The sequence below is a fragment of the Paracoccus sp. R86501 genome (genome assembly GCF_042466435.1).
GTDB lineage: Bacteria > Pseudomonadota > Alphaproteobacteria > Rhodobacterales > Rhodobacteraceae > Paracoccus.
Genome location: NZ_JAXHPZ010000001.1, coordinates 2,549,963 through 2,574,512, shown reverse-complemented (window position 1 = coordinate 2,574,512; position 24,550 = coordinate 2,549,963). Strand labels below are relative to the sequence as shown.

The following is a 24,550-nucleotide window of genomic DNA, read 5'->3' as shown; positions in this document are numbered from 1 at the left end:
CGGATGCCTCCCACTTGGGGAAGGCTGGCATGGGTCCAATTTTATTTCAAGCTTGAAATTTCATTGGCGATCGACTGCGCGATCATCGCAGGCGTTTCGGGCGACAGGCCGATGGGGTCCAGCCGTGGACCGTCAAAGCCCGCCTGATCCAGCGCCTGCGGCAGGTCCTGCGTGACATGTTCGGCCCGCAGTGCGAACAGCGGCAGGCTGACGGCGCGGTCCAGGCCGCGGGCGGCATCTGCGATGAAAGGTTCCTGTTCGACAAAGCCGGTCACCACGCGGGCGAAATGCGGGGCAAGCGTGTTGGCCAATGCAGTGGTAATGTCAAAGCTGGCCTGCGACCGCTGCGACCCATGCGCCGACAGCATCAGCATGGTGTCCGCAATGTCCCAGCCCTGAGCGGTCGCGGCCTGCGCCACCTTTTCCACGATCAGCGCGGGCAGGCCCGGATCGGTGCCAAAGGGGCGCATGATATGCGCGCCGGGGGCACCTGCGGCGGTCAGGCGGCGGGGCAGTTCGCTGCCGGTGAACCAACCCTCGGCCATGAACATCGGATAGATGATTGCATCGCTGGTGGCGGTCTTGGACAGCGCCTCGGGCATGGCAAGGGTCGCGCCCATGACCTGCAGGCCGGGCAGGTGGGGGGCGACAGCGGCGGCCAGATCCTCGATCGCCTGTTGCTGGGGGGCAGGGTCGCCGGGCTGGCCGTGGGACACGATCACCACGCGGGTCAGGGTCCGCGTCTGATCGGCCTGCCGGAACAGTTCGGCAAAGGCGGGGGGCATTTCGAATTCCTGCAGGGCGCGGGCGCGTGCATCAGCCGACATCTTGCGGGCGGTTTTTTCGATGATGCGGGGCATCTTTTCGTCCGGCTGCTCGGCCATGAAATCGCCCAGATACCAACGGATGAAGGTAAAGCAGATCACATCCTCAAGCGCCTGGACCTGCGGGTCGCGCTTGATGCCCTGCTTGGTCAGCATCTTGCGCGCACGGTCGATATCGTCATCCCCATAACCCGCATCGGCCATGATCCCGGCGATGCGTTCGGCATGACGACGCCCCTGTTCCTGACGCCATTTCAGGTATCCGGGCCGCCCCATCGGATAGCTGTCGCGCGGCAGGGTCCAGCGTTCGATATGCTGGCCGCGGCAGGCGATGCGCAGCACGTCGTCGGCATCGGGGAACATGCGCTGTTGTTCCGCCGTCATCCGCTGACCGTAGAGTAGGTTGGCGGGGGTGCCGTCTTCCAGCTTGGGGTCGTGGGTGTTGGCGGCATCGATGGCGACAAAGGCGTGATCAAGCTGGGTGGTCATGCGCGGCTCCGGATGGTTTGGGGCAGTGTGGCGTGGCGGGGGTGGCGACGCAAGGATCAGGGCAGGGCGACCAGATCGGGCAGATCGGTCCGCCCGTCCAGAACCACGTCGGCGGCCATGCGGGCGATGACGGGGGCCATGCCGAAGCCGATCTTGAAGCCGCCGTTCACGATCAGATGGCCGGGGCGGTCGGGCCAGGGCGCCAGAACCGGCGCACGACTGCGGGCGCGGGGGCGGATGCCCGCCCATCGTTCCAGAACCGGCGCATCGGCCAAGGCAGGGCACATCGCGCGGGCGCGGACCAGCAGGTCGTCGATCTGGTGGTCGGTGCGGTCATGGTCGAAGGTGTTTTCCGAAGTCGATCCCACCGCGACCGTCCCGTCAAAATGCGGGGTGACATACATGCCGTTGTCAAAAACCTGCGGGCTGTCGGGGGCGGCGTGATCAAGGCTGGCCGACTGGCCCTTGACGCCTTGGCCGATCTTGCGACCAAGCGCCTCGTTCAGGTCATGCAGCCCTGCCGTGCCGGTGGCCCAGACCATTTGCGGGGCATCCACCGGCGCGGGCTGGCCCAGCACGATCTCTCCGCCGCGTGCAGTGATGGCGGCGGCAAGGGCGGCAAGGGCGGCGCGCGGATGGATGCGGGCGGTCATGCGGTCCATCAGCCAGATGCCGGAGGGGCTGTCGGGGATGATTTTGGTATCGGGGGCTTGCGTCAGGAACATGCCCAGATCGGCGGGCCAGTTCTGCTGCGCGCCCTTGATGCGGTCCTGCAGGCGGTCGGCGGTGGCCTGATCGGGCACGGGCTGCAGGCGGCCCGTGCGGCCATAGCCCGTGGGCAGGCCCGAGACATCCTCGACCTCGGCCCAGAAATCGGGCGCGGCCAGCAGGCTTTCCAGTTGCATCGCCTTTTTGGCGTTCCAGCCGTCGGGGGCATGCGGGGCCAACGCGCCGACCTGCCCGCCGGATGGACCTGCACCCACGCGGTCCAGTTCATGCACGCGCACGCGCGCGCCACGGCGGGTCATCTCCCACGCGCAGGACAGGCCCGAAATGCCCGCCCCCGCCAGATGGATCACGCTGTCCCTTGCCAAATCCGCATCCTTTCCCGAAAGCTGCCCTGCATGAACGACCTAGCCCACCAGACGCCCGAAGGCGACCCGCAGCTGGACTGGAAAGATGGCGGCATTCCCGTCTCGACCCGGTTCGACGACCCCTATTTCAGCCTGGCGGGGGGGCTGGCGGAAACGCGCCATGTCTTTCTGGCCGGCAACGACCTGCCGGCAAGGCTGGTGCCCGGTTTTCACGTGGCCGAGCTGGGCTTCGGCACGGGGCTGAACCTGTTGGCGCTGGCGCAGATCGCCACGGTGCCCATCCGAATGACCAGTTTCGAGGCTTATCCGATGGGCGTGGCCCAGTTGGAACAGGCCCATGCCGCATTTCCCGAACTGGCGCATCTTGCCGCACAGTTGCGGGCGGAATGGGGGCAATCGCGGATGCAGGTGGGGCAAGTCTTGGTCGAGGTTGTTCTGGGCGACGTGGCAGTGACGTTGCCGGACTGGACCGGACGGGCCGATGCGTGGTTTCTGGACGGCTTCTCGCCCGCCAAGAACCCGCAGATGTGGAGCGATACGATCATGGTGCAGGTCGGGCAACACACGGCCCTGGGCGGCAGCTTTGCCACCTATACCGCCGCAGGCCACGTCCGCCGCGCCTTGCAGCAGGCCGGGTTCACCGTAGATCGCCGCCCCGGTTTCGGCAGCAAACGGCACATGAGCGTCGGTTGCATGCCGACGGGAACCTAGCGGCGCGTAACGCGTGGAATGCGGGTGTATTCGGCCTGCGGATGCGGCGGCTGGCCATGCGTGCGGCGCCAGAACGCCGTACCGCCCCGGCGCAGGAACATCGGCAGTGCCAGCACGACACCTGCAAAGAAGCCGCCGGCATGGGCCCAATAGGCCACGCCGCCGCCCGCGCCATCCACGGTAAAGCCACCAAAGACCTGCAGCCCGAACCACAGGCCCAGCATCACCCAAGCGGGCAGGGTGAACACCTTGAAGAACACGATGAAGATCACAAGGATGTCCACTTTGGCGCGGGGGAACAGCAGCAGATATCCCCCCATCACGCCAGCGATCGCCCCTGACGCCCCAACCATCGGAATGTCCGAATAGGGTGCCGCTGCGATCTGGGCCCCTGCCGCTGCAAGCCCTGCCAGCAGATAGAAGGCCAGAAATCCGATCCGGCCCATCTGCTCTTCCAGATTGTCACCGAATATCCACAGGAACAGCATATTCCCTGCCAGATGCATGAAGCCCGCATGCAGGAACATATGGGTCAGCAAACCGTAAAGCAGTTCGTTATTAGTGATCGCCAAAGGATACAGCGCCAGATAGGCCCAAACCGTCGATCCGGTCTGACTGCCGGGCAGGGTCAGGACATAGATCACGATATTGATCGCAATCAGGGTCCATGTGACGATCGGACGGATGGAAGACGGGTTGTGATCCCTGATCGGAAACATCTGTGCAGTGATCCCTGGGGCGATTGTCGCGGGTTGCGCGACTGTGGCGTGGGCCCGCCGGTCCTGCAAGCGCGCTGCTGCCCGGACGGCTGTCCTATACCCTTGAACCCTGCGGGGTATTTGCGGGGCCAAGGCACGGACCCGGCGTCTTGGGCTGGCAAAACGGCGTGTGAATACCTATCTGCGGCGCGGGCCCATGCGACCCGTCTGCACAAAATTGGAGAATGGCGCATGAGCGCGATCATAGAAATCGACCATCTGTCGAAGCAATATGACAGTGGCACAAAGGCGCTGGACGACGTGTCCCTGTCCATCGAGGAAGGCGAGATCATCGCCCTTCTGGGGCCGAACGGCGCGGGCAAGACGACGCTGATCTCGGTCATCTGCGGGTTGGTGGTGCCGACAAGCGGCACCGTCCGCGTCGGCGGTCACGACATCCGCACCGACTGGCGCGCCGCGCGCAAGATGATCGGGCTGGTCCCGCAGGAAATCGCGCTGGAGCCTTTCGAAAAGGTCATCAACTGCGTGCGCTTCACCCGCCGCCTCTATGGCATGCCGCCCGATGATGCCTATCTGGAACGCATCCTGCGCGCCCTGTCGCTGTGGGACAAGCGCGACGCCGCCACCCGCGAACTGTCGGGCGGCATGAAGCGCCGCGTGCTGATCGCCAAGGCGCTGTCGCATAACCCCAAGGTGCTGTTCCTTGACGAACCGACCGCCGGCGTCAACGTCGCCCTGCGGCGCGAGATGTGGCAGGTGGTGGGCGAGCTGCGCCGCGAAGGCGTGACCATCATCCTGACCACCCACTATCTGGAAGAGGCCGAGGAGATGGCCGACCGCGTCGGTGTCATCGCTAAGGGTCAACTGCTGCTGGTCAAGCCGACCGCCCAGCTGATGGGCGAATTCGGGCGCAAGACCCTGACCATCGAACTGGACGCGCCCTTGGACCGCATCCCCGACGATATGGCGGACCCCAATCTGACGCTGTCGGATGACGGTCGCCAGCTGGCCTTCGATTACGACACCAAGGCCGAACGCACCGGCATCGCCCGGCTGCTGGGGGAACTGGCGGCGCGCGACATCACGGTGCGCGACGTGTCCACGCGACAATCCAGTCTGGAAGAGGTCTTCATCTCGCTGGTCGACGAATCGGAGAATGCGGCATGAACATGGTCAACTGGCACGGCGTCTGGTCCATCTATCACCACGAGATGACCCGCTTTTTCCGCACCATCTGGCAGTCACTGGCATCGCCCGTTGTTTCGACGGTCCTCTATTTCGTGGTCTTCGGCGCGGCCATCGGCGGGCGCATCCAATCGGTCGAGGGCGTACCTTACGGCGCCTTCATCGTGCCCGGTCTGATGATGCTGACGGTGCTGCAACAGGCGGTCAGCAATGCCAGCTTCGGCATCTATTTCCCGAAGTTCAGCGGCACGATCTATGAATATCTGGTCTCACCCGTCGGCTGGATCGAGGTCACCCTGGGCTTTGTCGGCGCCGCCGCGACCAAGGCGATCCTGATTGCGCTGGTGATCCTGCTGACCAGTTTCGGCTTTGTCGGCGTCCACATCCTGCATCCCTTCTGGATGATCGCCTTCCTGCTGCTTAGCGCGGTGGGTTTCAGCCTGCTGGGGTTCATCATCGGGCTTTGGGCGAAAAGCTTCGAACAGCTGCAGATCGTGCCGATGATGGTCATCATGCCGCTGGTCTTTCTTGGCGGGGCCTTCTACTCGGCCAGCATGCTGCCGCCCTTCTGGGGGGCCGTGGCCAAGCTGAACCCGGTTCTCTACCTGATCTCGGGGTTCCGGTGGGCGTTCTTCGGTCTGGCCGACGTGCCTGTCGGGGCGTCGCTGGTTGCGGTGGCCGCGATGGTGGTCGTCTGTCTGGCCGTCATCCGCTGGATCTTTGCCACCGGCTGGCGCCTGCGCGAATGACGCCGGTCACTTCTTCCGCAGGCTGTCGCAAATGCGCGCCTGCGGGTCCAGCCGGACATAGTCCTGCGCGCTGATCTTCTGCATCTCCAGCGACCGGTTCCAGCCTGCAAACCACCGTTCGCGGATGCCGTTGCGATAAAAATTCCCCATGATCTGATCGACATAGGGTGGGATGATCTGCGTTCCCTGAATGCGCGGGGCGTGAAAGCCGATCGTCGCGCCCGGTCCAAGGCAGGCGCGCGGCAGCGTCGTCAGCATCGTGCAGGCCGACCGGCAATAACCACGGATGCGGATCGTCTTGCCGGTCCCGTCCAGCTGCTGGCGGGTCTGGACCATCTGAAGCACATTGCCGCCGCGGTCATCGACCACGTCGATGAACTGGCCCCGATGCTTGATATCGGCATGGGCTTGCGCCGACAGCAGCGGCGTCAAAAGGGTCATCAGGGCGAATGTCGCGGCGCGTGTCATCATGCGGCTATCTTGCGCGGTGCGGTGGCCAAGGGAAATCACGATCCGGCGAAGCGCCTATCTGATGCGCAATGTGGCGGTGTCGCCCGTTCCCTTGTCCGAGGTGAAGCGCAGGCTGTCGCCGGTGCGTTCGACCAGCTGGCAGTTGCGCGGCCAACTGCGGCTGCCCCAAGCCAGCGTCCGGCAGAACCAGCCCTTGTCCCACGCCCAATCGCCGGTGACATCCGCACCAAAGGCGCTGCCGCCGATGCGCCCGTCCGGCATGACGACCAGCGCCACCCCAAGGGTCGTCAGGCGACGCTGATCGACGGCCGAGATGAAATCCTGACGCGTGGTGATACGTTCGGACAAGGCGGGGGCGGCGGTCAGTGCCAGCAGCGCGACGGCAAGCAGGCTGCGGCGGGGCAGGGCGGATGGCATCGGTCGGTCCCTCGATCAGCGGCATGATGTTCTCAAGCACGCGCAACGGGGCGAAAAGTTGCAGCGGGTGCGACGCAAGGGATGTCTTTTCCCGCGACATCGAATCGCCTATACGCAGCCGATGCACACAAATCCGCCCGAACTTCGCCCCGACCTTGCCCGCGCCCGTATTCCCGATGACCGTCCCGGTGATCGGCGCGACGGACAGCCGACCATCGGCATGGTCAGCCTTGGCTGCCCCAAGGCGCTGGTCGACAGCGAACGCATCCTGACGCGCCTGCGGGCCGAGGGTTATGCCATCAGCGCCGATTATCAGGGCGCGGATGCGGTCATCGTGAACACCTGCGGATTTCTGGACAGCGCCAAGGCCGAAAGCCTCGATGCCATCGGCGAGGCGCTGAACGAAAACGGTCGCGTCATCGTCACCGGCTGTCTGGGGGCGGAACCCGAATACATCACCGGCGCGCATCCCAAGGTGCTGGCCGTGACGGGGCCGCATCAATACGAACTGGTGCTGGATGCCGTCCACAAGGCCGTGCCGCCGTCGCCCGATCCCTTCATCGACCTGCTGCCGGCCAGCGGGGTCAGCCTGACGCCGCGGCACTACAGCTATCTGAAGATCTCGGAAGGCTGCAATCACAAGTGCAAGTTCTGCATCATCCCCGACATGCGTGGCCGTCTGGTCAGCCGCCCCGCCCATGCCATCGTGCGCGAGGCTGAAAAGCTGGTGCAGGCGGGCGTCAAGGAACTGCTGGTCATCAGCCAGGACACCAGCGCCTATGGTCTGGACCGCAAGCATGAAACCGAACGCGGGCATCGCGCGCATATCACCGATCTGGCGCGTGATCTGGGGTCGCTTGGGGCCTGGGTGCGGATGCATTACGTCTATCCCTATCCGCATGTGCGCGACATGATCCCGCTGATGGCGGACGGTCTGGTGCTGCCCTATTTGGACATCCCGTTCCAGCACGCTCATCCCGATGTGCTGAAGCGCATGGCCCGCCCCGCCGCTGCGGCCAAAACGCTGGACGAGATCGCCGCATGGCGCAACATCTGCCCCGAGATCACCCTGCGCTCGACCTTCATCGTAGGTTACCCGGGCGAGACCGAGGCTGAATTCCAGACCCTGCTGGACTGGCTGGACGAGGCGCAGCTGGATCGCGTCGGTGCGTTCCAATACGAAAACGTCGCGGGTGCGCGGGCGAACCTTCTGCCCGACCATGTCGATCCGCACGTCAAGCAGGAACGCTTCGAACGCTTCATGGAAAAGGCCCAGGCCATCAGCGCCGCCAAGCTGGAAGCCAAGGTCGGCACGCGTCTGGATGTCATCGTCAACAGCATCGACGAAGACGGCGCCACCTGCCGGACCAAGGCCGATGCGCCCGAAATCGACGGCAATCTTTTCATCGACGAAGGGTTTGACGCCCTGAAACCCGGTGATATCGTCAGCGTGACCGTTGATGAAGCCAGCGATTACGACCTGTGGGGGCATGTGTGAACCTGAACGCGCCGCTTGAGTGGGACCCCGAAGGGAAGCCTCGCAAGCCGCGCATCGTCGGGATCGGCGCCCAGAAGGCCGGCACCAGCTGGCTGTCGGAAATGCTGGCCCAGCACCCCAAGATCTGGACCCCGCCCTTCAAGGAGGTCCAGTTCTTTAACCACCGCTTTGTTCCCGAACACCGCAAGTGGCTGCCGTGGCACTACCGCCGCAGCAAGGAAAACCTGATCAGCAGGCATCTGACGCGCAACATCCCCATCGATCCCGATCTGGGCCGTTACCTGAAACGGATCACCACCGGCGAGATGTTCACCGAAAAATGGTATCGCGGCATCTTTGCACCCGCCCCCAAGGGCACCCGCCCCATCGACATCACGCCCGAATATTCGACCCTGCCCGACGAGGGCGTGGCCTTCATGGCCGATTTCCTGCCCAATGCGCAGTTCATCTATATCATGCGCCATCCGGTCGATCGTGCCGTATCGCAGCTGAAGATGAACCTGCGGCGCGCGGGTCGCAATCCCGACAGTCTGGCCGCCTGGATGCGCGAGATCGAGGACCCCGTCCTGATGGATCGCGGCGATTACGCGGCCTATCTGCCGCGCTGGCAGGCGCGTTTTGGTCCCGACCGGCTGCTGGTGCTGCCCTTTGGCCAGATCGCCCGCGACCCCGAGGCCCTGCTGCGCCGGGTCGAGACGTTCCTGGGTCTGCCGCCCGCCACCTACAAGGGCATGCGCAAGAAGGTCTTTGCGTCGCCCGACGGTTTCGCCGTCCCCGACGAGGCCCGCGCCGCGCTGCGCGACAAGCTGCAACCCCAGTTCGATTTCCTTGAATCGAACATGGATGCGGCTTTTCTGGACGATATCCGCTGACCTTTCACCGGTCGGCATTTTCGCCTAAACAGCCCCATAACCTTTTCCAGGAGAATTCCCCATGGCGGCCTATCAGTTCGTCTATCACATGGACGGTGTGTCCAAGACCTATCCCGGCGGAAAGAAGGTCTTTGAAAACATCCGTCTGAACTTCCTTCCCGGCGTCAAGATCGGCGTCGTCGGCGTCAACGGCGCCGGTAAATCGACCCTGCTGCGCGTCATGGCGGGCTGGGACAAGGACTTCACCGGCGAGGCGTGGGCCGCCAAGGGCGCGACCGTCGGCTATCTGCCGCAGGAACCGCAGCTGGACGAGAGCCTGGACGTGCGCGGCAACGTCATGCTGGGCGTCGCGGCCAAGCAGGCCAAGCTGGAACGCTATAACGATCTGGCGATGAACTACTCGGATGAAACCGCCGAGGAAATGGCCGCCCTGCAGGACCAGATCGACGCCGAGAACCTGTGGGATCTGGATAGCCAGATCGATGTTGCGATGGAGGCCCTGCGCTGCCCCGCCGACGACGCTGATGTCAGCACCCTGTCGGGTGGTGAGCGTCGCCGCGTCGCGCTGTGCAAGCTGTTGCTGGAAGCGCCCGACATGCTGCTGTTGGACGAACCGACCAACCACCTGGACGCGGAAACCATCGCCTGGCTGCAAAAGCACCTGGTCGAATACAAGGGCACGATCCTCTGCGTGACCCACGACCGCTACTTCTTGGACGATATCACCAGCTGGATCCTGGAACTGGATCGCGGCCGCGGCATCCCCTACGAAGGCAATTATTCCGCCTGGCTGGAACAGAAGGCCAAGCGCCTCTCGCAGGAAGCGCGCGAGGACAAGTCCAAGCAGAAGGTTCTGGAACGCGAACTGGAATGGATCCGTGCCGGTGCCAAGGCGCGTCAGGCGAAATCCAAGGCCCGGATCAGCGCCTATAACGAAATGGCCGGTCAGTCCGAACGTGAAAAGCTGGCGCGTGCCCAGATCATCATCCCCAACGGCGAACGCCTTGGCGGCAAGGTGATCGAGGTCGAAGGCCTGAAAAAGGCCATGGGCGACAAGCTGCTGATCGAGAATCTGGACTTTGCCCTGCCTCCCGGCGGCATCGTCGGCGTCATCGGTCCGAACGGCGCGGGCAAATCCACCCTGTTCCGCATGCTGACCGGCAACGAACAGCCCGACGAAGGCACGATCACCTGGGGCGATACGGTGCATCTGTCCTATGTCAACCAGTCGCGCGACGCGCTTGGCGACAATGCGACCGTGTGGGAAGAAATCTCGGGCGGGGCCGAGCAGATCCAGTTGGGCGACGCCCAGATGAACAGCCGCGCCTATTGCAGCGCCTTCAACTTCAAGGGCGGCGATCAGCAGAAGAAGGTCGGCCAGCTGTCCGGCGGTGAGCGTAACCGCGTCCACATGGCCAAGCTGCTGAAATCGGGCGGCAACGTGCTGCTGCTGGACGAACCGACCAACGATCTGGACGTGGAAACGCTGCAGGCGCTGGAAGCGGCACTGGATGATTTCGCCGGCTGCGCGGTCATCATCAGCCACGACCGCTTCTTCCTTGACCGCCTGTGCACGCATATCCTGGCCTTCGAAGGCGACGCTCATGTCGAATGGTTCGAAGGCAACTTCGAAGCCTATGAGGAAGACAAGATCCGCCGCCTTGGCCCGGATGCGGTCGAACCCAAGCGTGTAAAATACAAGAAGTTCACGCGCTGATGTGAAAGGGCCGGTCCGTAAGACTGTATCTGGCAGAAGGCTCCGCCACGGGCATCCTGACCGCCGAGATCATCAATTGGACCGGCCATGTGCTTGCCTCGCCCCGGACCCGGCTGGATGCCGCGATCAAGCGCGAGGAGCTGAACCGCACAGGTGTCTATCTCCTTCATGGCGACAGCCATGAGGGGGACCTTCCGTCGGTCTATGTCGGTGAGGGCGACAGCATCATGTCGCGGCTGAAAGCCCATGCCACCGATCCCGACAAGGATTTTTGGGACCGTTTCGTTGCCATCACCAGCAAGGACATGAACCTGACCAAGGCCCATGTCCGCTATCTGGAAGGCAAGTTGATCGGACTGCTGCAGGCGGCGCGCAAATGCAGGGTCGTCAACAGAACGCAACCCGAATTCGAGCGGCTTCCCGAAGCGGATATCGCCGATATGGACAGCTTTCTGGACGAGATCCAGCTGATCCTGCCCGTCATCGGCATCGATGTTTTGCGGCGGCCCGCGACCGCCGCCCCTTTGCCGCCCGTACCCGAAGTGCAGGCCGTGACCTTCCGCATCGATCACCCTGCCAAGGGCATTGCGGCGACCGCGACCGAGGTCGATGGAGAGTTCGTCGTTTTGTCCGGCTCGACCGGCAGCCTGCAAGTGTCGCCATCTTTCAGCGACAAGGCACGGATGACGCGCGATCAGGCGAAGGAAAGCGGGCGCATCGTGGTTTCGGGCAGCCGAAATTTCACCCTGCGTGAGGATATGGCCTTTGGCAGCCCATCGGCGGCCTCGGTCTTTCTGTTCGGCACGTCGCGGAACGGGCGGACGGACTGGCTGGTCTCGGACGGTTTGGAAACCTATGCCGCCTTCAAGGCCAGACAGTTGAACTGACGGCCCCATTGTTCACGACATGAAAAAAGCCGCCCCTCGGGGCGGCTTTTTCGTCAGGTGATGGCCGCCTAAGCGGCCACCGTCCTGATCAGAAGTGGTAGGACGCGCGGACCTGCACCATGTCGGTGTCCAGGTCCAGATCGTCAACGTTGTTGAACATCGCTGAAGTCCTGCTTGGTGTACTCGGCGCCGACGGTGAACATTTCGGTGACTTTGTAGTCAGCACCGATACCGTAGGTGACGTCGGTTTCCGACAGATCGTCGTCGCCCGAGATGTGGGCGGCGCCCAGGGTCACGTAGGGCAGGAAGCGGCCCAGGTCGTAACCGGCACGTGCGCGCAGACGGGTCAGGTCGGCTTCGCCGCCATCGTTGTCCAGGTCGATTTTGTTGTAGTCAAGTTCGCCACCCAGGACGTACTTGCCGAAATCGTAGTTATAGCCACCGTGCACACCGTAGGCGTCGAAGTCGTTGTCTTCTTCAGCGCCGTCGAACGAAGCGGTTGCGGTGCCCTGGCCGTACTGCAGACCGGCGTAGAAGCCGCTCCAGTCCGAAGCGTCCATCGTCACGACGGGTGCGACTTCGACGGGTGCCGCGTCAACGACGGGGGCGGTATAGCCGCCTGCGTTGGCTGCGCCGGCTGCGATCAGGGATGCGATGGCTGCGGTAACGAATTTCATGATAGTCTCCAAACTCTCGTTGTGAGGCTGATCTAGTCCTGCCATCCGGCGGATTGAAGATCGCTGCAAAGGCCCCTGTGGTCGGGCGTGTCGCAGGCGCAACCACGATGATGTGATGGATCCGTGATCGGCAAATGCCTTTACGTCGGCCCGGCGATGTGACGCGGGTCAAGTGTCGGAACGCGCCCAAGGGCGGATACGGGCCGAAGAATGGCCTCCATGCATCAAATATCAGTGGATTTGCGCAAGGTTTTAACCTTTGCGCAGACGGGCGGATCTGCGGCCCGATGCCGCTGTCGGCGGGTTCCCGGGGCTCACGCTGTTGGGAATGTGGTTGATATCGGGGGTAAAAACGGTCGTCTGCCTGCGTTCCGCAGCTTGAAACGTTAAGGAATGCGACATCGGGATACTTGCACTCTCCGCAAAATGAGAGACGGCATCGCGGGCCAGAGTCGTGGCACTAACGTACTTTGCCCGTGAAACCCGGCGGGCGTCGGGCCACCCATTCCAAAAAGCGCGCCATGTCGGGATGGGCGCGCAGGGCCTCGGGGGTGTTCAGCGTGCGGGCCAGTTCGGTTTCGCGGAACGTCTTGTGGATGGTCTTGTGGCAGATGTGGTGCAGCAGCACCGTTTCCCCGCGCTTGCCGCCGCGCAGCTTGGGGATCAGGTGGTGGCGGCTTTGCGGGACATCGGGGGGAATCGGGCGTTCGCACAGCGGGCAGACGGGGTCGGGGGCCTGCAGGTCTGACGCCAACGTGACGTCTTGGGGGGCAGGGCGTTGTTTACGCATGCGACAACCTTCGGTTAGCTGGTCCCCATGTGATCCCGCCCCTCGCGAAAGGACAACCCATGCTGACCCGTCGTTTCATTCTGGCCAGTGCAGGTGCCACCGCCGCGCTTGGCGCGCTGCCCGCATCCGCCGCCGAGCGTGACAACCCCATGCCCGAGGACCTGCGCAAATCGCTGGAACGCGATCCGACCGCGCCCGTGCTTGGCAATGGCGATGGCAATATCACCCTGACCGAGTTCTTTGACTATAACTGCCAGTATTGCCGAAAGATGCTGCCCCTGATGTCGCAGCTGGTGCGCGAGGATCCGCAGCTGCGGCTGGTCTATCGCGAATGGCCGGTTTTTGGTGCGGATTCGGAATTTGCCGCCAAGGCGTCGCTGGCGTCCCTGCAGCAGGGCAAATACTGGCAGTTCCACGCCGCCCTGATGTCCATGAAGGGCCGGGCCGAGGAAGCCAGCGTCATGCGCATCGCCCGTCAGGTCGGTCTGGACGAGACCCGCCTGCGCGAAGACATGCAGGGCGAAGCCCCCGAACGCCATGTCACCATGAGCTTCCTTCTGGGCGATCACATGGGTCTGCGCGGCACACCCAGCTTCATCTGCGGCGACGAGGTCGTCTTCGGTGAAATGGACCTGCAGGAATTGCGCGACCTTGTGGCGCGGGGCCGCAAGACCCTGGGCGTCGCCTAGCGCGCGCCCCAGGCTGCGTCCTGCATTTCGCGAAGGCGGCTGGCGGTGCGTTCGAATTCGAAGCTGCCCTCGCCTTCGTTATACAGTTGTTCGGGTTCGTCGGCGGCACTGGCGATCAGGCGGACCTTGGCCTCGTAGAGGGCATCGACCAGCGTGACGAAGCGCTTGGCCTCGTTATAGTTCGACCCCGACAGGCGCGGCACGCCGTCGATCAGCAGCACATCGACCGCCCGCGCCACGGCCAGGTAATCGGCCGGTCCAAGCGGCTTGTCGCACAGGTCCCAGAAGCTGACGCGCGCCACGCGACCCGCATGGGCGGGCAGTTCGACCTGTCGGCCCTTGACCTCGATATGCAAAGGCGTGGCTTCGGTGCCGCCGGTCAGATCGGCCCAGATGGCATCCAAGGCGGCGCGGGCCTGCGCATTGGCGGGCGTGAACCAGACCTGCCCACCGGCGCTGCGGTTCTGGCGATAGTCGGTTTCACTGTCCAGACAGGTGACCTGCATGCGTTCGCGGATCAAGTCGATGAAGGGCAGGAACAACTGGCGGTTCAGCCCGTGCTTATACAGATCCTCGGGGATGCGGTTCGAGGTGGTGACGACGACCACCCCCTGTTCGAACAGCACCTGAAACAGACGCCCGACGATCATCGCATCGGCGATATCGGTGATCTGCATTTCGTCGAAACACAGCAGCCGGACCTGTGATGCGACCTGCATGGCGACGGGGCGGACGGTGTCCTGTTCGCCGCGCTTGCGGGCCTCGTCCAGCCCGGCTTGGATTTCCTGCATGAATTCGTGGAAATGCACGCGGCGGTTGGGAATGTCGCCCGCGGCCTCGGCCATCAGGTCCATCAGCATGGATTTCCCGCGCCCGACGCCACCCCACAGATACAGCCCCTTGACCGACGCCGCTGCGGGGGCTGCGTTGCCCACACCCAGAAACGCCCGCCAGGTCGATCGCTTGGGGGCCTGTGCCGGGGCCTGATCCATATCGTTCAGAACCCGGTCCATCAGGGGCAGCACGGTTTCCTGCGCGGGATCGGGGCGCAGAACGCCCTCGGCCACGCGCTGGCGATAGAGATCGCTGACCTTGCCCATGCTTATCCCCTTTTTGACGGTCAAAGACCTGCCACAGGGGCGGCTGCGCCCGCAAGGGGCCATCGCGCTTGACCGGATGGCGGGGGGCGGGCAAACCCCCAAGGGAACCCCTTGCCGCAGGTGATGAATGACCACCCCCGATACGCTTGCCGATCTGCCCGTCCTGTTCGTGATGGCGGCACAGCCGGAATACGGCCCCGCCCTGCAGGCCCGCATCACGCCCCTGATGACCGGCATCGGCCCCGTCGAGGCCGCGACCCAGCTGACCGCCGCCCTGGCGGGCATGGTCGAAAAGCCGCGGTTGATCGTGTCTCTGGGATCGGCGGGATCGGCGCGGCTGGCGCAGACGCAGGTCTATCAGGTGGGGGCGGTGGCCTATCGCGACATGGATGCCTCGGCGCTTGGGTTCGAGCGCGGCTGCACGCCGCTGCTGGATCTGCCCGCGGTGGTCGATCTGCCGCATCGCATTCCGGACATCCCCGTGGCCAGTCTTGCCACCGGCGCCAGCATCGTCAGTGGCGCGGGTTACGCGGGCATCGCGCAGGACATGGTCGATATGGAGACCTTCGCCATCCTGCGCGTCTGCCAGCATTTCGACCTGCCGCTGATCGGGTTGCGCGGTATTTCCGACGGGGCCGAGGATCTGCGCGGCCTGTCGGATTGGACGCAATATCTGGAGGTCATCGACGGCAGGCTGGCACAGGCGGTCGATGCGCTGCAGGACGCCTTGGCCTGTGGCGCGATCAGGGTATGACGAAGCGTCCGCTTGTCCTTTGAGGGCGTGCATCCTACACCGAAACCCCCGCAAGACAGGCAGGAACAGGCAATGAGACGCGGCGCAAGCACCATCGAAGACCGACCCACCAGCAAAAAGGTGGGGGCGCTTGGCGCATTGTGGCCCTTTGTCCGGCCCTACCGCATTCAGGTGCTGCTGGCGCTGCTGGCGCTGGCCTGCACATCCGGCATCAGTCTGATCCTGCCCTTGGCCGTGCGCCGCGTCGTGGATAATTTCGACGATGGCGCGGGTCTGCTGGACAAGTATTTCGGTGCCGCGCTGATGATCGTCGGACTGTTGGCGGTGGGCACGGCGGCGCGCTATTTCTTCGTGACGCGGCTTGGCGAACGGGTCGTCGCCGACATCCGCAAGGCGGTCTATGGCCGTGTGATCACGCTGTCGCCCGCCTTTTTCGAACGCGTCATGACCGGCGAGATCCTGTCGCGCATCACCACCGACACGACGCTGATCCAATCGGTCGTCGGGTCGTCGCTGTCCATCGCGCTGCGCAATATGCTGATCCTTGCCGGGGGGATGGCGATGCTGGCATGGACCTCGCTGAAGCTGATGGGGCTGGTGCTGTTGATCGTGCCCGCCATCCTGATCCCGATCATCGTGCTGGGGCGCCGTCTGCGCGCCCTGTCGCGGGCCAATCAGGACTGGATCGCCGTGTCGTCGGGCACTGCATCCGAGACCCTGCTGGCCGCGCAGACGGTCCAAGCCTATACGCATGAGGCCCGCAGCATCGCCCGTTTCGACGGCGTCACCGAACAAAGCTTCGACGTCGCCCTGACCCGCATCCGCACCCGCGCGATCATGACCGCCATCGTCATCTTCCTGATCTTTGCGGGCGTCATCGGCGTCTTGTGGATCGGCGCGCGCGACGTGCGCGAGGGGGTGATGACCGCGGGTCAGCTGGTGCAATTTGTGATCTATGCGATCCTTGTCGCCAGCTCGACCGGGGCGCTGTCGGAAATCTGGGGTGAATTGCAGCGGGCCGCCGGCGCGACCGAGCGTCTGGCCGAGCTATTGTCCGCCGATGACGTCCTGCAGGACCCCGCCGATCCGGTGGCGATTCCGGTGCCCTTGCGGGGTGAGATCGCGCTGCAGAACGTCAGCTTCCGCTTTCCGACCCGCCCCGATGCGCCTGCGCTGGACGGCATCGACCTGACCATCCGACCCGGCGAAACCGTGGCGCTGGTCGGTCCCTCGGGGGCTGGCAAGACGACGGTGATCCAGCTGATCCAGCGGTTCTGGGACCCCGTACAGGGGCGCGTGACGCTGGACGGCGTCGATCTGCGTGACATGCGCCGCACCGATTTTCGCGCCCAGATGGCGCTGGTGCCGCAGGATCCGGTGATTTTCGCGGCCTCGGCTGCCGACAACATCCGCCTTGGTAAGCCCGAGGCGACGGACGCACAGGTGATGGCCGCAGCGCAGGCGGCCCATGCGCATGACTTCATCGCGGCGCTGCCGGATGGATATGACACCGCGCTTGGCGAACGCGGCGTGATGCTGTCGGGTGGTCAGCGCCAGCGCGTGGCGATTGCCCGTGCCATCCTGCGCGATGCCCCCGTGCTGCTGCTGGACGAGGCAACAAGCGCGCTGGATGCGGAATCGGAATCGCTGGTCCAGACCGCCGTGAACCGGCTGGCCGAAGGGCGCACCACCATCGTCGTCGCCCACCGGCTGGCCACCGTGAAGAAGGCCGACCGGATCGTCGTGCTGGATCAGGGTCGGATCGTGGCGCAGGGAACGCATGACGATCTGGTGGCGCAGGGCGGACTTTACGCCCGCCTTGCCCGGATGCAGTTCACCGATGGCCCGCAGGCCACCGACGCGGCTTGAGGGGCGCTATTTCTCGGCGGCATAGACGGCGGCCCAATATTGGGTGCGCCCGTCTGCGCCGATGGCACGTCCGATGCCGAATTCCTTGACCTGCGGCAGCAGGAGATTAGCGCGATGGCCGGGCGATTTCTGCCATTCCATCAGCACGCGGTCGGTGTCGAAAGGACCGGCGGCGATGTTTTCGGCGGTGATGCGGGTGTCATAGCCCCGCGCCTTGACCCGCTCGGCCGGCCCCGAGGTCGCGGACCCGCTGTGGGTCATCTGACCCCGCCTTGCCATGTCGCAGGCATGATCGGCTGCGACCTGAGCCAGCAGGCTGTTGGCCCGCACCTGCGGCAGACCCGCCGCGCTGCGTGCCCTGTTCGTCGCATTGGCGCCGGTGGCATTCAGCACCGCATTGGTCGGCTTGCAGCTGACCGCGCCATCCGTGGGGGCGGTGCTGGGGGCTTGGGTGCAGGCGACCAGCGCCAGCAGGGATATGGGGGCGATCAGGCGGGACGGTTTCAGGGTCATCGGCTTTCCTTGTGTCGTGGCGCGCGGGTTCTGCACCAGCTTGCCGAATACAATCAAGGGTTGACCATCCCGGGGATCGGCGCATTTTTTCCTACTATTTTGCATCCTGTCGGTGTGAACTGCGTTAAGTGTCTGGGCTGAAAGGCCCGATAACCATTCAAGAGGTGACAAGATGGCTTTGTGGGAATTCGTGAAAGACGCCGGGAAATCGGTCTTCGGCAAGGCCGAGGCCGCCACGCCCCCTGCACCCAAGGATGAAAAGCCTGACGCACAACCTGCAAAATCAGCCCCCAAGGCCGCCGCGCCGTCGGATACCGATCGCAAGGTCGCAGCGCTCAAGGCCGAGTTGCGGGCCTTGGACATGGATGGCGGCGATGTGCATCTGCGGTTGCGCGGCGACACGGTGGTGCTGGAAACCAAGGAAGCCACCCGCGAACAGATGGAAAAGCTGATTTTGGCCGTCGGCAACATCGAAGGCATCGCCAACGTCGAGGCCGACCTGCCCGAGGCCGAGACCCCGCCCGTCTTCCACACCGTCCAGAAGGGCGAAACCCTGTCGGCCATCGCCAAGCAACATCTGGGCAGCGCCAACAAGTATCACGCCATCTTCGAGGCCAACCGCCCGATGCTGAGCGACCCCGACAAGATCTATCCGGGTCAGGTCCTGCGCATCCCCAAGGACGCCTGACCCATCCCCGACCGGTCCGGATGGCCGCAAACGCCGCGACGTCGCGACAGGTGACGCGGCGTTCTGCCACATCCATGCGTGGCTTGATCTTGCCCGGACCGGTCAATTCGGACCATCCTGCGCGTCAGGGAGGAGCCGTGTGATGCGGCTCGTGAAGGAGGAAATGATGGGCAAGTTCAGCAACTACGCGGATCGCGATCGGGTCGAGTCCGAGGGGGATTACGCGTCCCGCGACCTTCCCGTCACGCTTTACGATTTCGTCTCGCGCACTGCGGCGCGTTATCCGGACCGTCCGGCGATCTCGTTCCAGTTGCTGTCCGGCCCGCGCGATCCTGCGACCACGCTGACATGGAAGAAGCTGCTGGAGCGGGTGACCGAAACCGCGAACCTGTTCCGCAGCCTTGGCGTCGGGCCCGACGACACCGTCGCCTATCTGCTGCCCAACAGCATCGAAACGCCCGTCGTTCTGCTGGCCGGCGCGACGGCAGGTATCGTCAATCCGATCAACCCGCTGCTGGACGCTGGCCAGATCGCGGGCATCCTGCGTGAAACCAATGCCAAGGTTCTTGTCACGCTGAAGCCCTTCCCCAAGACCGATGTCGCCCAGAAGGCCGCCGAAGCCGTCGCCCAAGCCCCCGGCGTCACCCATATCGTACAGGTCGATCTGAACCGCCATCTGCGCGGGGTGAAGCGGTTCATCGTGCCGCTGATCCGGCCCAAGGTGAAGACGCGCCACCATGCCAAGGTCGTCGATTTTGAAGCGGCTGCCAGCGGACAGAATCACCGGCGGCTGGAGTTCGACCTGCCGCAGCAGGACCGTGTCGCGGCCTATTTCCACACCGGCGGCACGACCGGCACGCCCAAGGTGGCGCAGCACAAGTACTCCGGCATGATCTACAACGGCTGGCTGGGCGGCGAGCTGCTGTTCGACGAGACCGACGTGCTGATGTGTCCGCTGCCGATGTTCCACGTCTTTGCGGCCTATCCGGTGCTGATGGCCTGCATCGCGTCCGGGGCGCATCTGGTGATGCCGACGCCTGCGGGCTATCGCGGCGATGGCGTCTTCGACAACTTCTGGAAGCTGATCGAACGCTGGCAGGCGACCTTCCTGATCACCGTACCCACGGCTATCGCGGCCCTGATGCAGCGCCCAGTCAATGCCGATGTCAGTTCGCTGAAGACGGCGATTTCCGGTTCGGCGCCCCTGCCGATCGAACTGTACAACCGCTTCAAGGCCGCCACCGGGGTGGAGATCGCCGAAGGCTACGGTCTGACCGAGGCGACCTGCCTTGTCAGCTGCAACCCGGTGGACGGGCTGAAAAAGGTCGGCTCGGTCGGCATTCCGCTACCCTATACCGACGTGCGCATCCTGCATCACGACGATCAGGGCAATGCCACCGATTGCGGTACCGACACCGTGGGCGAAATCTGCGTGTCGAACCCCGGCGTCTTCCCCGGCTCGACCTATACCGAGGCCGACAAGAACCATAAGCTGTTTTCGCGTGACCGCTATCTGCGGACAGGCGATCTGGGGCGGATCGATACGGATGGCTATCTGTGGATCACCGGTCGCGCCAAGGATCTGATCATCCGCGGCGGTCACAACATCGACCCCGCCGAGATCGAGGAAGGCCTGCTGTCCCATCCTGCCGTGGCCTTCGTCGGCGCCATCGGCCAGCCCGACAGCTTTGCGGGCGAAATTCCCTGCGCATATGTCGAACTGGTGGCGGATGCGCAGGTGACGGTCGACCAGCTGTGCGACCATGCCAAGGCGCATATCCACGAACGCGCCGCCATCCCCAAGCATATCGAGATCCTGCCTGAACTGCCCAAGACCGCCGTGGGCAAGATCTTCAAGCCCGACCTGCGCCGCCTTGCCATCAAGCGCGTCTATGACGATGCGCTGAAGGGAACGGGCAGCCATGTCGTCGAAGTGCGCGAGGACAAGAAACGCGGGCTGGTCGCCATGCTGTCGCGCGATGGCAAGACCGATGAGGATAAGGTCCGCACCACCTTGGGTCAGTTCACCTGCGCATGGGACTGGGCATAGGGGCCATGGCCCCTTAGCCGTTTTCGCGCAAGATCCGCCCCGCCAGATACAGCGATCCGCAGATCAGGATACGCGCTGACGGGGTCTGCGCCACGATCCGGGCGATGGCGTCCGTCACATCGCCCGCGGCGAAAGTGGTCATGCCGACCTGACGCGCGGCCTCGGCCGTGTCGCGGGCGGGCAGGGTGTTGGCTTCGCCGGGGATATCGATGGCGGTCAGGCTGGCGGCATGTTCGGCCAGCGGGCGCAGATAGCCGGTGATATCCTTGGTGTTCAGCATCCCGCAGACCAGATGCGTCGGGCGCGGGGGCATGGCGGCCAGGGTCGCCGCCACCGCCTGACCGCCCGCCGGATTATGCCCGCCGTCCAGCCACAGCTGCGCATCGGGACCGGCCAGATCGACCAGCGGCCCATGGCGCAGCAGCTGCATCCGTGCGGGCCATTCGGCCTGCGTCACTGCGGCCAGCGCCATCGCATCCGTCGCGCCCAGCTGCCGCAGCGCGGCCAGCGTGGTCCCAGCGTTCTGCACCTGATGGTCGCCGATCAGATTGGGCATCGGCAGGTCCCATAGACCGTGATCATCCTGGAAAATCATCCCGTCGCGGTCGCGCTGGATCATCCAGTGCTGGCCATAGGCGATGATCGGAGCGGTCAGCCCTTGGGCTCGGGCCTCGATCACCTGCAGGGCTGGGTCTTGTTGCGGGCCGACAATGCAAGGCACCTGCCGTTTTATGATGCCGGCCTTTTCGCCCGCGATTAGGGGCAGGGTATCGCCCAGATATTGCGTGTGGTCGATGCTGACGGGCGTGATGACGGTCAGGGCCGGATGGTCAACGACATTCGTCGCGTCCAGCCGTCCGCCCAGGCCTACCTCCAGCAGGGTGTAATCGGCCGGGCTGCGCGAAAAGGCCAGGAAGGCGGCGGCGGTCGTGATCTCGAAGAAGGTGATCGGCTGGCCGTCGTTGGCGACCTCGCATTCCTCCAGCGTGGCGGCCAAGGCATCTTCGCTGATCAGATCGCCCGCCAGCCGGATGCGTTCGTGGAAATGCGCCAGATGCGGCGAGGTATAGGCGTGGACGCGCTTGCCCCCCGCCTGCAGCCCTGCACGGATCATCGCCTGCGTGCTGCCCTTGCCGTTGGTGCCCGCAATATGGATCACCGGCGGGATGTGGCGTTCGGGGTTGCCCAAGGCCGCCAGCAGCCGCTGCATGCGGTCCAGCGACAGGTCGATGACCTTGGGGTGCAACGCCATCAGGCGGGCAAGGATGGCGTCGGATTGGCTCATGTCAGATCACGCCGGGGCTGCCCCCGGGCCCCCCAGGTGTCATGTCACGGGTGTCAGGGTCAGTCGGCTTTGGTCAGGTCCTGCGGGATGGCAGGGGCCTCGACCGTGGGGGCGGGCAGATCGGCGCGCGTCGGCGCAGGCATGCCGCCCAGCATCCGCAGGATCGAGACCAGTTCGTCGCGCAGCTTGCTGCGGTGGGTTACCCGGTCCAGCATGCCATGTTCCAGCAGGTATTCGGCGCGCTGGAAGCCTTCGGGCAGCTTTTCGCGGATGGTCTGTTCGATGACGCGGGGGCCTGCGAAGCAGATCAGCGCATTGGGTTCGGCAATGTGGATGTCGCCCAGCATGGCATAGCTGGCGGTGACGCCGCCCGTCGTCGGGTGGGTCAGCACCACGATATAGGGAATGCCGGCTTCCTTCAGCATCTCGACCGCGACGGTCGTACGGGGCATCTGCATCAGCGACAGGATGCCTTCCTGCATGCGCGCGCCACCTGCGGCGGAAAACAGCACCAGCGGCTTGCCGGTCTGCACGGCGCGTTCGGCGGCGGCGATGATGGCGTTGCCGACATACATCCCCATCGACCCGCCCATGAAGCTGAAGTCCTGGCCCACGGCGATGACCGGCGTGCGGCCCATTTCGCCTTCGGCCACCAGCATCGCCTCTTTTTCGCCGGTCTTGCGCTGTGCGGCTTTCATCCGGTCGGGATATTTCTTCTGGTCGCGGAATTGCAGCGGATCGGAGATCGGTTCGGGGACCTTGACCTCGATGAAGGCACCGCCGTCGAACATCGCGGTAAAGCGTTCGCGGGGCGTGATCGCCATATGGTGGTCGCAATTCGTGCAGACGTTCAGATTGTCGGCCAATTCGCGGTGAAACAGCATCGTTCCGCATTCGGGACATTTGGTCCACAGGTTCTCGGGCACTTCACGACGCGAGAAGAGCGAGTTGATATGCGGGCGGACGTAGTTGGTGATCCAGTTCATCGCGGACGGCCTTGGCTGTTTCAGCCTCTCAGATAGGCCGCGACGCGGGGAATTGCAATTGCCCGGTGGCCCAAGGATGATGCGCCCCATGTGGGCGACGATCTTCTTCCTGATGCACAGCGCGCTGTCGCTGGCGATCATCGTGCGGGTGCTGTTGCGCCCGCGGATGGAGCCGTCGGTCCGGCTGGTCTGGATCATGGTGGTCGAGGCGGTGCCGCTGCTGGGCGTTCTGGCCTATCTGCTGTTCGGCGAGATCCGCATGAACCACGCCGAGGTCCAACGCATGGCCGATGTCCGCGACCGGCTGACCGGCATGTGGACCGACAGCCCCGCCCAGCTGAGCGACCCGCCCGACCATGCGCAGCCGGTGATCGCGGCCAATGAATCGGTCGGCGGGATGGCGGCACTGACCGGCAACCGCATGACCCTGTTGTCCGAAGGCGACGAGGCGATCGACCGCATCGTCAGCGCCATCGACCGGGCGCGCGATCATGTCCACCTGCTGTTCTATATCTGGCTGCCCGACATCAGCGGCACCAAGGTCGCCGAGGCGATCATCCGCGCCGAGGGTCGGGGCGTGCAATGTCGCATCATCGTCGATGCGCTTGGATCGCGTGGCCTGGTCCGCTCGCCCCTGTGGGACCGGATGCAGCAGGTGGGGGCGGAATGCGTGACGGCTTTCCCCTGGGGCCTGCCCTTCATCAGCGTGCTGTTCCAGCGGCTGGACCTGCGCAACCACCGCAAGATCATCGTCATCGATAACAATCTGGCCTTCACCGGCAGCCGCAATTGCGCTGACGCCGCCTTTGCGGTCAAGGCGCGCTTCGCCCCTTGGGTCGATCTGCTGGTTCAGGTCGAGGGGCCGGTGGTGCGCCAGCTGCAAGCGGTCTTTCTGGGCGACTGGATGAGCTATACCGGACGCGACCTGGGTCACATGCTGCAGTTGGTGCCCGCGGTGCCGGGGGCTGCGACGGCGGCGCAGGTGGTGGCGACGGGGCCGGACCTGCGGGCGGGCAGCGTGTCGGATTGCCTCGCGGGGATGCTGTATGCCGCGCGGCACAACGTGGTGGTGACTACGCCCTATTATGTCCCCGATGCGGCGTTGGATGCTGCCATTCGCGCGGCGGCGCGGCGGGGCGTGCAGGTGACGATGATCCTGCCCGCCCGCAACGACAGCCTGATCGTGGGGGCCACGGCGCAGGGCTTCTATCACGGGTTGCTGGCCGCGGGCGTGCGGCTGATGCTGTTCGAGCCGGGGCTGCTGCATGCCAAGGTGATGACCGTCAACGGGCGCATGGCCATGCTGGGCAGCGCCAATCTGGACCGCCGCAGCTTCGAGCTGAACTACGAGGTCAACATGGCCATCTTCGATCCGGAACTGGTCGGCCAGCTCGAGGCGCGCCAGCTGAGCTATGTCGGGCGGGCGCGGCCGATCACCCTGGATCAGGTCCGCGGCTGGAGCCCGCTGCGCCGTCTGCGCAACAACCTGATGGCCTTGGCCGCGCCGCTGCTGTGA

At 64.5% G+C, this 24,550-nt stretch carries 24 protein-coding genes; 13 read left to right on the top strand and 11 right to left on the bottom strand.

Annotated elements, in window-relative coordinates:
- Positions 1 to 41: 41 nt before the first annotated feature.
- Positions 42 to 1,313 (bottom strand): DUF4202 family protein, encoded by a 1,272-nt coding sequence (locus SJY40_RS12605; protein WP_378946942.1) that lies wholly within the window; start codon positions 1,311 to 1,313, stop codon positions 42 to 44.
- A 56-nt stretch (positions 1,314 to 1,369) separates the two neighbouring features.
- Entirely contained in the window at positions 1,370 to 2,407 is a 1,038-nt protein-coding gene (locus SJY40_RS12600) for an NAD(P)/FAD-dependent oxidoreductase (protein WP_378946939.1), read from the bottom strand.
- Between the two features lie 30 nt (positions 2,408 to 2,437).
- Between SJY40_RS12600 and mnmD the strand changes: the two genes are divergently transcribed.
- Positions 2,438 to 3,118: a tRNA (5-methylaminomethyl-2-thiouridine)(34)-methyltransferase MnmD gene (gene mnmD / locus SJY40_RS12595; RefSeq protein ID WP_378946936.1), complete on the top strand. Its 681-nt coding sequence runs from the start codon at positions 2,438 to 2,440 to the stop codon at positions 3,116 to 3,118.
- On the opposite strand, the gene SJY40_RS12590 is transcribed toward mnmD, so the two are convergent.
- The gene (locus SJY40_RS12590; protein WP_378946933.1) at positions 3,115 to 3,837 is read right to left on the bottom strand and encodes a rhomboid family intramembrane serine protease; all 723 of its coding nucleotides are present in this window, start codon (positions 3,835 to 3,837) and stop codon (positions 3,115 to 3,117) included. The two genes, mnmD and SJY40_RS12590, sit on opposite strands and share 4 nt — an antisense overlap.
- Positions 3,838 to 4,068: 231 nt before the next feature.
- Between SJY40_RS12590 and SJY40_RS12585 the strand changes: the two genes are divergently transcribed.
- Positions 4,069 to 5,004: an ABC transporter ATP-binding protein gene (locus tag SJY40_RS12585; protein ID WP_378946929.1), complete on the top strand. Its 936-nt coding sequence runs from the start codon at positions 4,069 to 4,071 to the stop codon at positions 5,002 to 5,004.
- Entirely contained in the window at positions 5,001 to 5,771 is a 771-nt protein-coding gene (locus SJY40_RS12580; RefSeq protein ID WP_378946927.1) for an ABC transporter permease, read from the top strand. The genes SJY40_RS12585 and SJY40_RS12580 overlap by 4 nt, the downstream gene beginning before the upstream one ends.
- Positions 5,772 to 5,777: 6 nt before the next feature.
- Here the strand turns inward: SJY40_RS12580 and SJY40_RS12575 are convergent, their stop codons facing one another.
- Together SJY40_RS12575 and SJY40_RS12570 are read right to left on the bottom strand one after the other, a co-directional pair.
- Positions 5,778 to 6,242, bottom strand: coding sequence for a hypothetical protein (locus SJY40_RS12575; RefSeq protein WP_378946924.1), 465 nt, complete (start codon positions 6,240 to 6,242; stop codon positions 5,778 to 5,780).
- A 54-nt stretch (positions 6,243 to 6,296) separates the two neighbouring features.
- Entirely contained in the window at positions 6,297 to 6,659 is a 363-nt protein-coding gene (locus SJY40_RS12570; RefSeq protein ID WP_378946921.1) for a dihydrodipicolinate reductase, read from the bottom strand.
- Positions 6,660 to 6,780: 121 nt separating this feature from the next.
- On the opposite strand from SJY40_RS12570, the gene rimO reads away from it, so the two are divergent.
- From rimO to SJY40_RS12550, 4 genes are all read left to right on the top strand, one after another.
- Positions 6,781 to 8,157: a 30S ribosomal protein S12 methylthiotransferase RimO gene (gene rimO, locus SJY40_RS12565; protein WP_378946918.1), complete on the top strand. Its 1,377-nt coding sequence runs from the start codon at positions 6,781 to 6,783 to the stop codon at positions 8,155 to 8,157.
- On the top strand, positions 8,154 to 9,029 hold the full coding sequence (locus SJY40_RS12560) for a sulfotransferase family protein (RefSeq protein WP_378946915.1): 876 nt from the start codon (positions 8,154 to 8,156) through the stop codon (positions 9,027 to 9,029). The genes rimO and SJY40_RS12560 overlap by 4 nt, the downstream gene beginning before the upstream one ends.
- A 61-nt stretch (positions 9,030 to 9,090) precedes the next feature.
- A complete protein-coding gene (gene ettA, locus SJY40_RS12555) occupies positions 9,091 to 10,746 on the top strand; it encodes an energy-dependent translational throttle protein EttA (protein ID WP_378946912.1) in 1,656 nt (551 codons plus the stop codon).
- An 89-nt stretch (positions 10,747 to 10,835) separates the two neighbouring features.
- Positions 10,836 to 11,633, top strand: a complete 798-nt coding sequence (locus tag SJY40_RS12550; RefSeq protein ID WP_378946909.1) for a GIY-YIG nuclease family protein — start codon at positions 10,836 to 10,838, stop codon at positions 11,631 to 11,633.
- A 143-nt stretch (positions 11,634 to 11,776) separates the two neighbouring features.
- On the opposite strand, the gene SJY40_RS12545 is transcribed toward SJY40_RS12550, so the two are convergent.
- Positions 11,777 to 12,310 (bottom strand): outer membrane protein, encoded by a 534-nt coding sequence (locus tag SJY40_RS12545; protein WP_378946907.1) that lies wholly within the window; start codon positions 12,308 to 12,310, stop codon positions 11,777 to 11,779.
- Positions 12,311 to 12,770: 460 nt separating this feature from the next.
- A complete protein-coding gene (locus tag SJY40_RS12540; RefSeq protein ID WP_378946904.1) occupies positions 12,771 to 13,100 on the bottom strand; it encodes an HNH endonuclease in 330 nt (109 codons plus the stop codon).
- A gap of 59 nt (positions 13,101 to 13,159) precedes the next feature.
- On the opposite strand from SJY40_RS12540, the gene SJY40_RS12535 reads away from it, so the two are divergent.
- The gene (locus tag SJY40_RS12535) at positions 13,160 to 13,789 is read left to right on the top strand and encodes a DsbA family protein (protein WP_378946902.1); all 630 of its coding nucleotides are present in this window, start codon (positions 13,160 to 13,162) and stop codon (positions 13,787 to 13,789) included.
- Here the strand turns inward: SJY40_RS12535 and zapE are convergent.
- Positions 13,786 to 14,889 (bottom strand): cell division protein ZapE, encoded by a 1,104-nt coding sequence (gene zapE / locus SJY40_RS12530; RefSeq protein WP_378946899.1) that lies wholly within the window; start codon positions 14,887 to 14,889, stop codon positions 13,786 to 13,788. The two genes, SJY40_RS12535 and zapE, sit on opposite strands and share 4 nt — an antisense overlap.
- A 127-nt stretch (positions 14,890 to 15,016) precedes the next feature.
- Here zapE and SJY40_RS12525 point away from each other — a divergent pair, with 127 nt between their 5' ends.
- Both SJY40_RS12525 and SJY40_RS12520 read left to right on the top strand, forming a co-directional pair.
- Positions 15,017 to 15,643, top strand: coding sequence for a 5'-methylthioadenosine/S-adenosylhomocysteine nucleosidase (locus SJY40_RS12525; RefSeq protein WP_378946896.1), 627 nt, complete (start codon positions 15,017 to 15,019; stop codon positions 15,641 to 15,643).
- 72 nt (positions 15,644 to 15,715) lie between these two features.
- Complete coding sequence (locus tag SJY40_RS12520) at positions 15,716 to 17,512, top strand: ABC transporter transmembrane domain-containing protein (RefSeq protein WP_378946893.1); 1,797 nt, start codon at positions 15,716 to 15,718, stop codon at positions 17,510 to 17,512.
- Positions 17,513 to 17,518: 6 nt separating this feature from the next.
- Here the strand turns inward: SJY40_RS12520 and SJY40_RS12515 are convergent, their stop codons facing one another.
- Positions 17,519 to 18,025: a CAP domain-containing protein gene (locus SJY40_RS12515; protein WP_378946890.1), complete on the bottom strand. Its 507-nt coding sequence runs from the start codon at positions 18,023 to 18,025 to the stop codon at positions 17,519 to 17,521.
- Positions 18,026 to 18,197: 172 nt separating this feature from the next.
- Between SJY40_RS12515 and lysM the strand changes: the two genes are divergently transcribed.
- Together lysM and SJY40_RS12505 are read left to right on the top strand one after the other, a co-directional pair.
- Positions 18,198 to 18,713: a peptidoglycan-binding protein LysM gene (gene lysM / locus SJY40_RS12510; protein ID WP_378946887.1), complete on the top strand. Its 516-nt coding sequence runs from the start codon at positions 18,198 to 18,200 to the stop codon at positions 18,711 to 18,713.
- A gap of 166 nt (positions 18,714 to 18,879) precedes the next feature.
- Complete coding sequence (locus SJY40_RS12505) at positions 18,880 to 20,763, top strand: acyl-CoA synthetase (protein WP_378948440.1); 1,884 nt, start codon at positions 18,880 to 18,882, stop codon at positions 20,761 to 20,763.
- 13 nt (positions 20,764 to 20,776) lie between these two features.
- Here the strand turns inward: SJY40_RS12505 and SJY40_RS12500 are convergent, their stop codons facing one another.
- A complete protein-coding gene (locus SJY40_RS12500; RefSeq protein WP_378946884.1) occupies positions 20,777 to 22,048 on the bottom strand; it encodes a bifunctional folylpolyglutamate synthase/dihydrofolate synthase in 1,272 nt (423 codons plus the stop codon).
- Between the two features lie 59 nt (positions 22,049 to 22,107).
- Positions 22,108 to 23,034 (bottom strand): acetyl-CoA carboxylase, carboxyltransferase subunit beta, encoded by a 927-nt coding sequence (gene accD / locus SJY40_RS12495; protein WP_378946881.1) that lies wholly within the window; start codon positions 23,032 to 23,034, stop codon positions 22,108 to 22,110.
- A gap of 79 nt (positions 23,035 to 23,113) precedes the next feature.
- On the opposite strand from accD, the gene cls reads away from it, so the two are divergent.
- Positions 23,114 to 24,550 carry a cardiolipin synthase gene (gene cls, locus SJY40_RS12490; protein ID WP_378946878.1) on the top strand — a complete coding sequence of 479 codons (1,437 nt, stop codon included), beginning with the start codon at positions 23,114 to 23,116 and terminating at the stop codon, positions 24,548 to 24,550.

Coding starts and splice junctions, on each gene's coding strand:
- SJY40_RS12605 (WP_378946942.1), bottom strand. CDS start 1,313: ATGACCACCCAGCTTGATCACGCCTTTGTCGCCATCGATGCCGCCAAC.
- mnmD (WP_378946936.1), top strand. CDS start 2,438: ATGAACGACCTAGCCCACCAGACGCCCGAAGGCGACCCGCAGCTGGAC.
- SJY40_RS12590 (WP_378946933.1), bottom strand. CDS start 3,837: ATGTTTCCGATCAGGGATCACAACCCGTCTTCCATCCGTCCGATCGTC.
- SJY40_RS12585 (WP_378946929.1), top strand. CDS start 4,069: ATGAGCGCGATCATAGAAATCGACCATCTGTCGAAGCAATATGACAGT.
- SJY40_RS12580 (WP_378946927.1), top strand. CDS start 5,001: ATGAACATGGTCAACTGGCACGGCGTCTGGTCCATCTATCACCACGAG.
- SJY40_RS12575 (WP_378946924.1), bottom strand. CDS start 6,242: ATGATGACACGCGCCGCGACATTCGCCCTGATGACCCTTTTGACGCCG.
- SJY40_RS12570 (WP_378946921.1), bottom strand. CDS start 6,659: ATGCCATCCGCCCTGCCCCGCCGCAGCCTGCTTGCCGTCGCGCTGCTG.
- rimO (WP_378946918.1), top strand. CDS start 6,781: ATGCACACAAATCCGCCCGAACTTCGCCCCGACCTTGCCCGCGCCCGT.
- ettA (WP_378946912.1), top strand. CDS start 9,091: ATGGCGGCCTATCAGTTCGTCTATCACATGGACGGTGTGTCCAAGACC.
- SJY40_RS12545 (WP_378946907.1), bottom strand. CDS start 12,310: ATGAAATTCGTTACCGCAGCCATCGCATCCCTGATCGCAGCCGGCGCA.
- SJY40_RS12540 (WP_378946904.1), bottom strand. CDS start 13,100: ATGCGTAAACAACGCCCTGCCCCCCAAGACGTCACGTTGGCGTCAGAC.
- SJY40_RS12535 (WP_378946902.1), top strand. CDS start 13,160: ATGCTGACCCGTCGTTTCATTCTGGCCAGTGCAGGTGCCACCGCCGCG.
- zapE (WP_378946899.1), bottom strand. CDS start 14,889: ATGGGCAAGGTCAGCGATCTCTATCGCCAGCGCGTGGCCGAGGGCGTT.
- SJY40_RS12525 (WP_378946896.1), top strand. CDS start 15,017: ATGACCACCCCCGATACGCTTGCCGATCTGCCCGTCCTGTTCGTGATG.
- SJY40_RS12520 (WP_378946893.1), top strand. CDS start 15,716: ATGAGACGCGGCGCAAGCACCATCGAAGACCGACCCACCAGCAAAAAG.
- SJY40_RS12515 (WP_378946890.1), bottom strand. CDS start 18,025: ATGACCCTGAAACCGTCCCGCCTGATCGCCCCCATATCCCTGCTGGCG.
- lysM (WP_378946887.1), top strand. CDS start 18,198: ATGGCTTTGTGGGAATTCGTGAAAGACGCCGGGAAATCGGTCTTCGGC.
- SJY40_RS12505 (WP_378948440.1), top strand. CDS start 18,880: ATGGGCAAGTTCAGCAACTACGCGGATCGCGATCGGGTCGAGTCCGAG.
- SJY40_RS12500 (WP_378946884.1), bottom strand. CDS start 22,048: ATGAGCCAATCCGACGCCATCCTTGCCCGCCTGATGGCGTTGCACCCC.
- accD (WP_378946881.1), bottom strand. CDS start 23,034: ATGAACTGGATCACCAACTACGTCCGCCCGCATATCAACTCGCTCTTC.
- cls (WP_378946878.1), top strand. CDS start 23,114: ATGCGCCCCATGTGGGCGACGATCTTCTTCCTGATGCACAGCGCGCTG.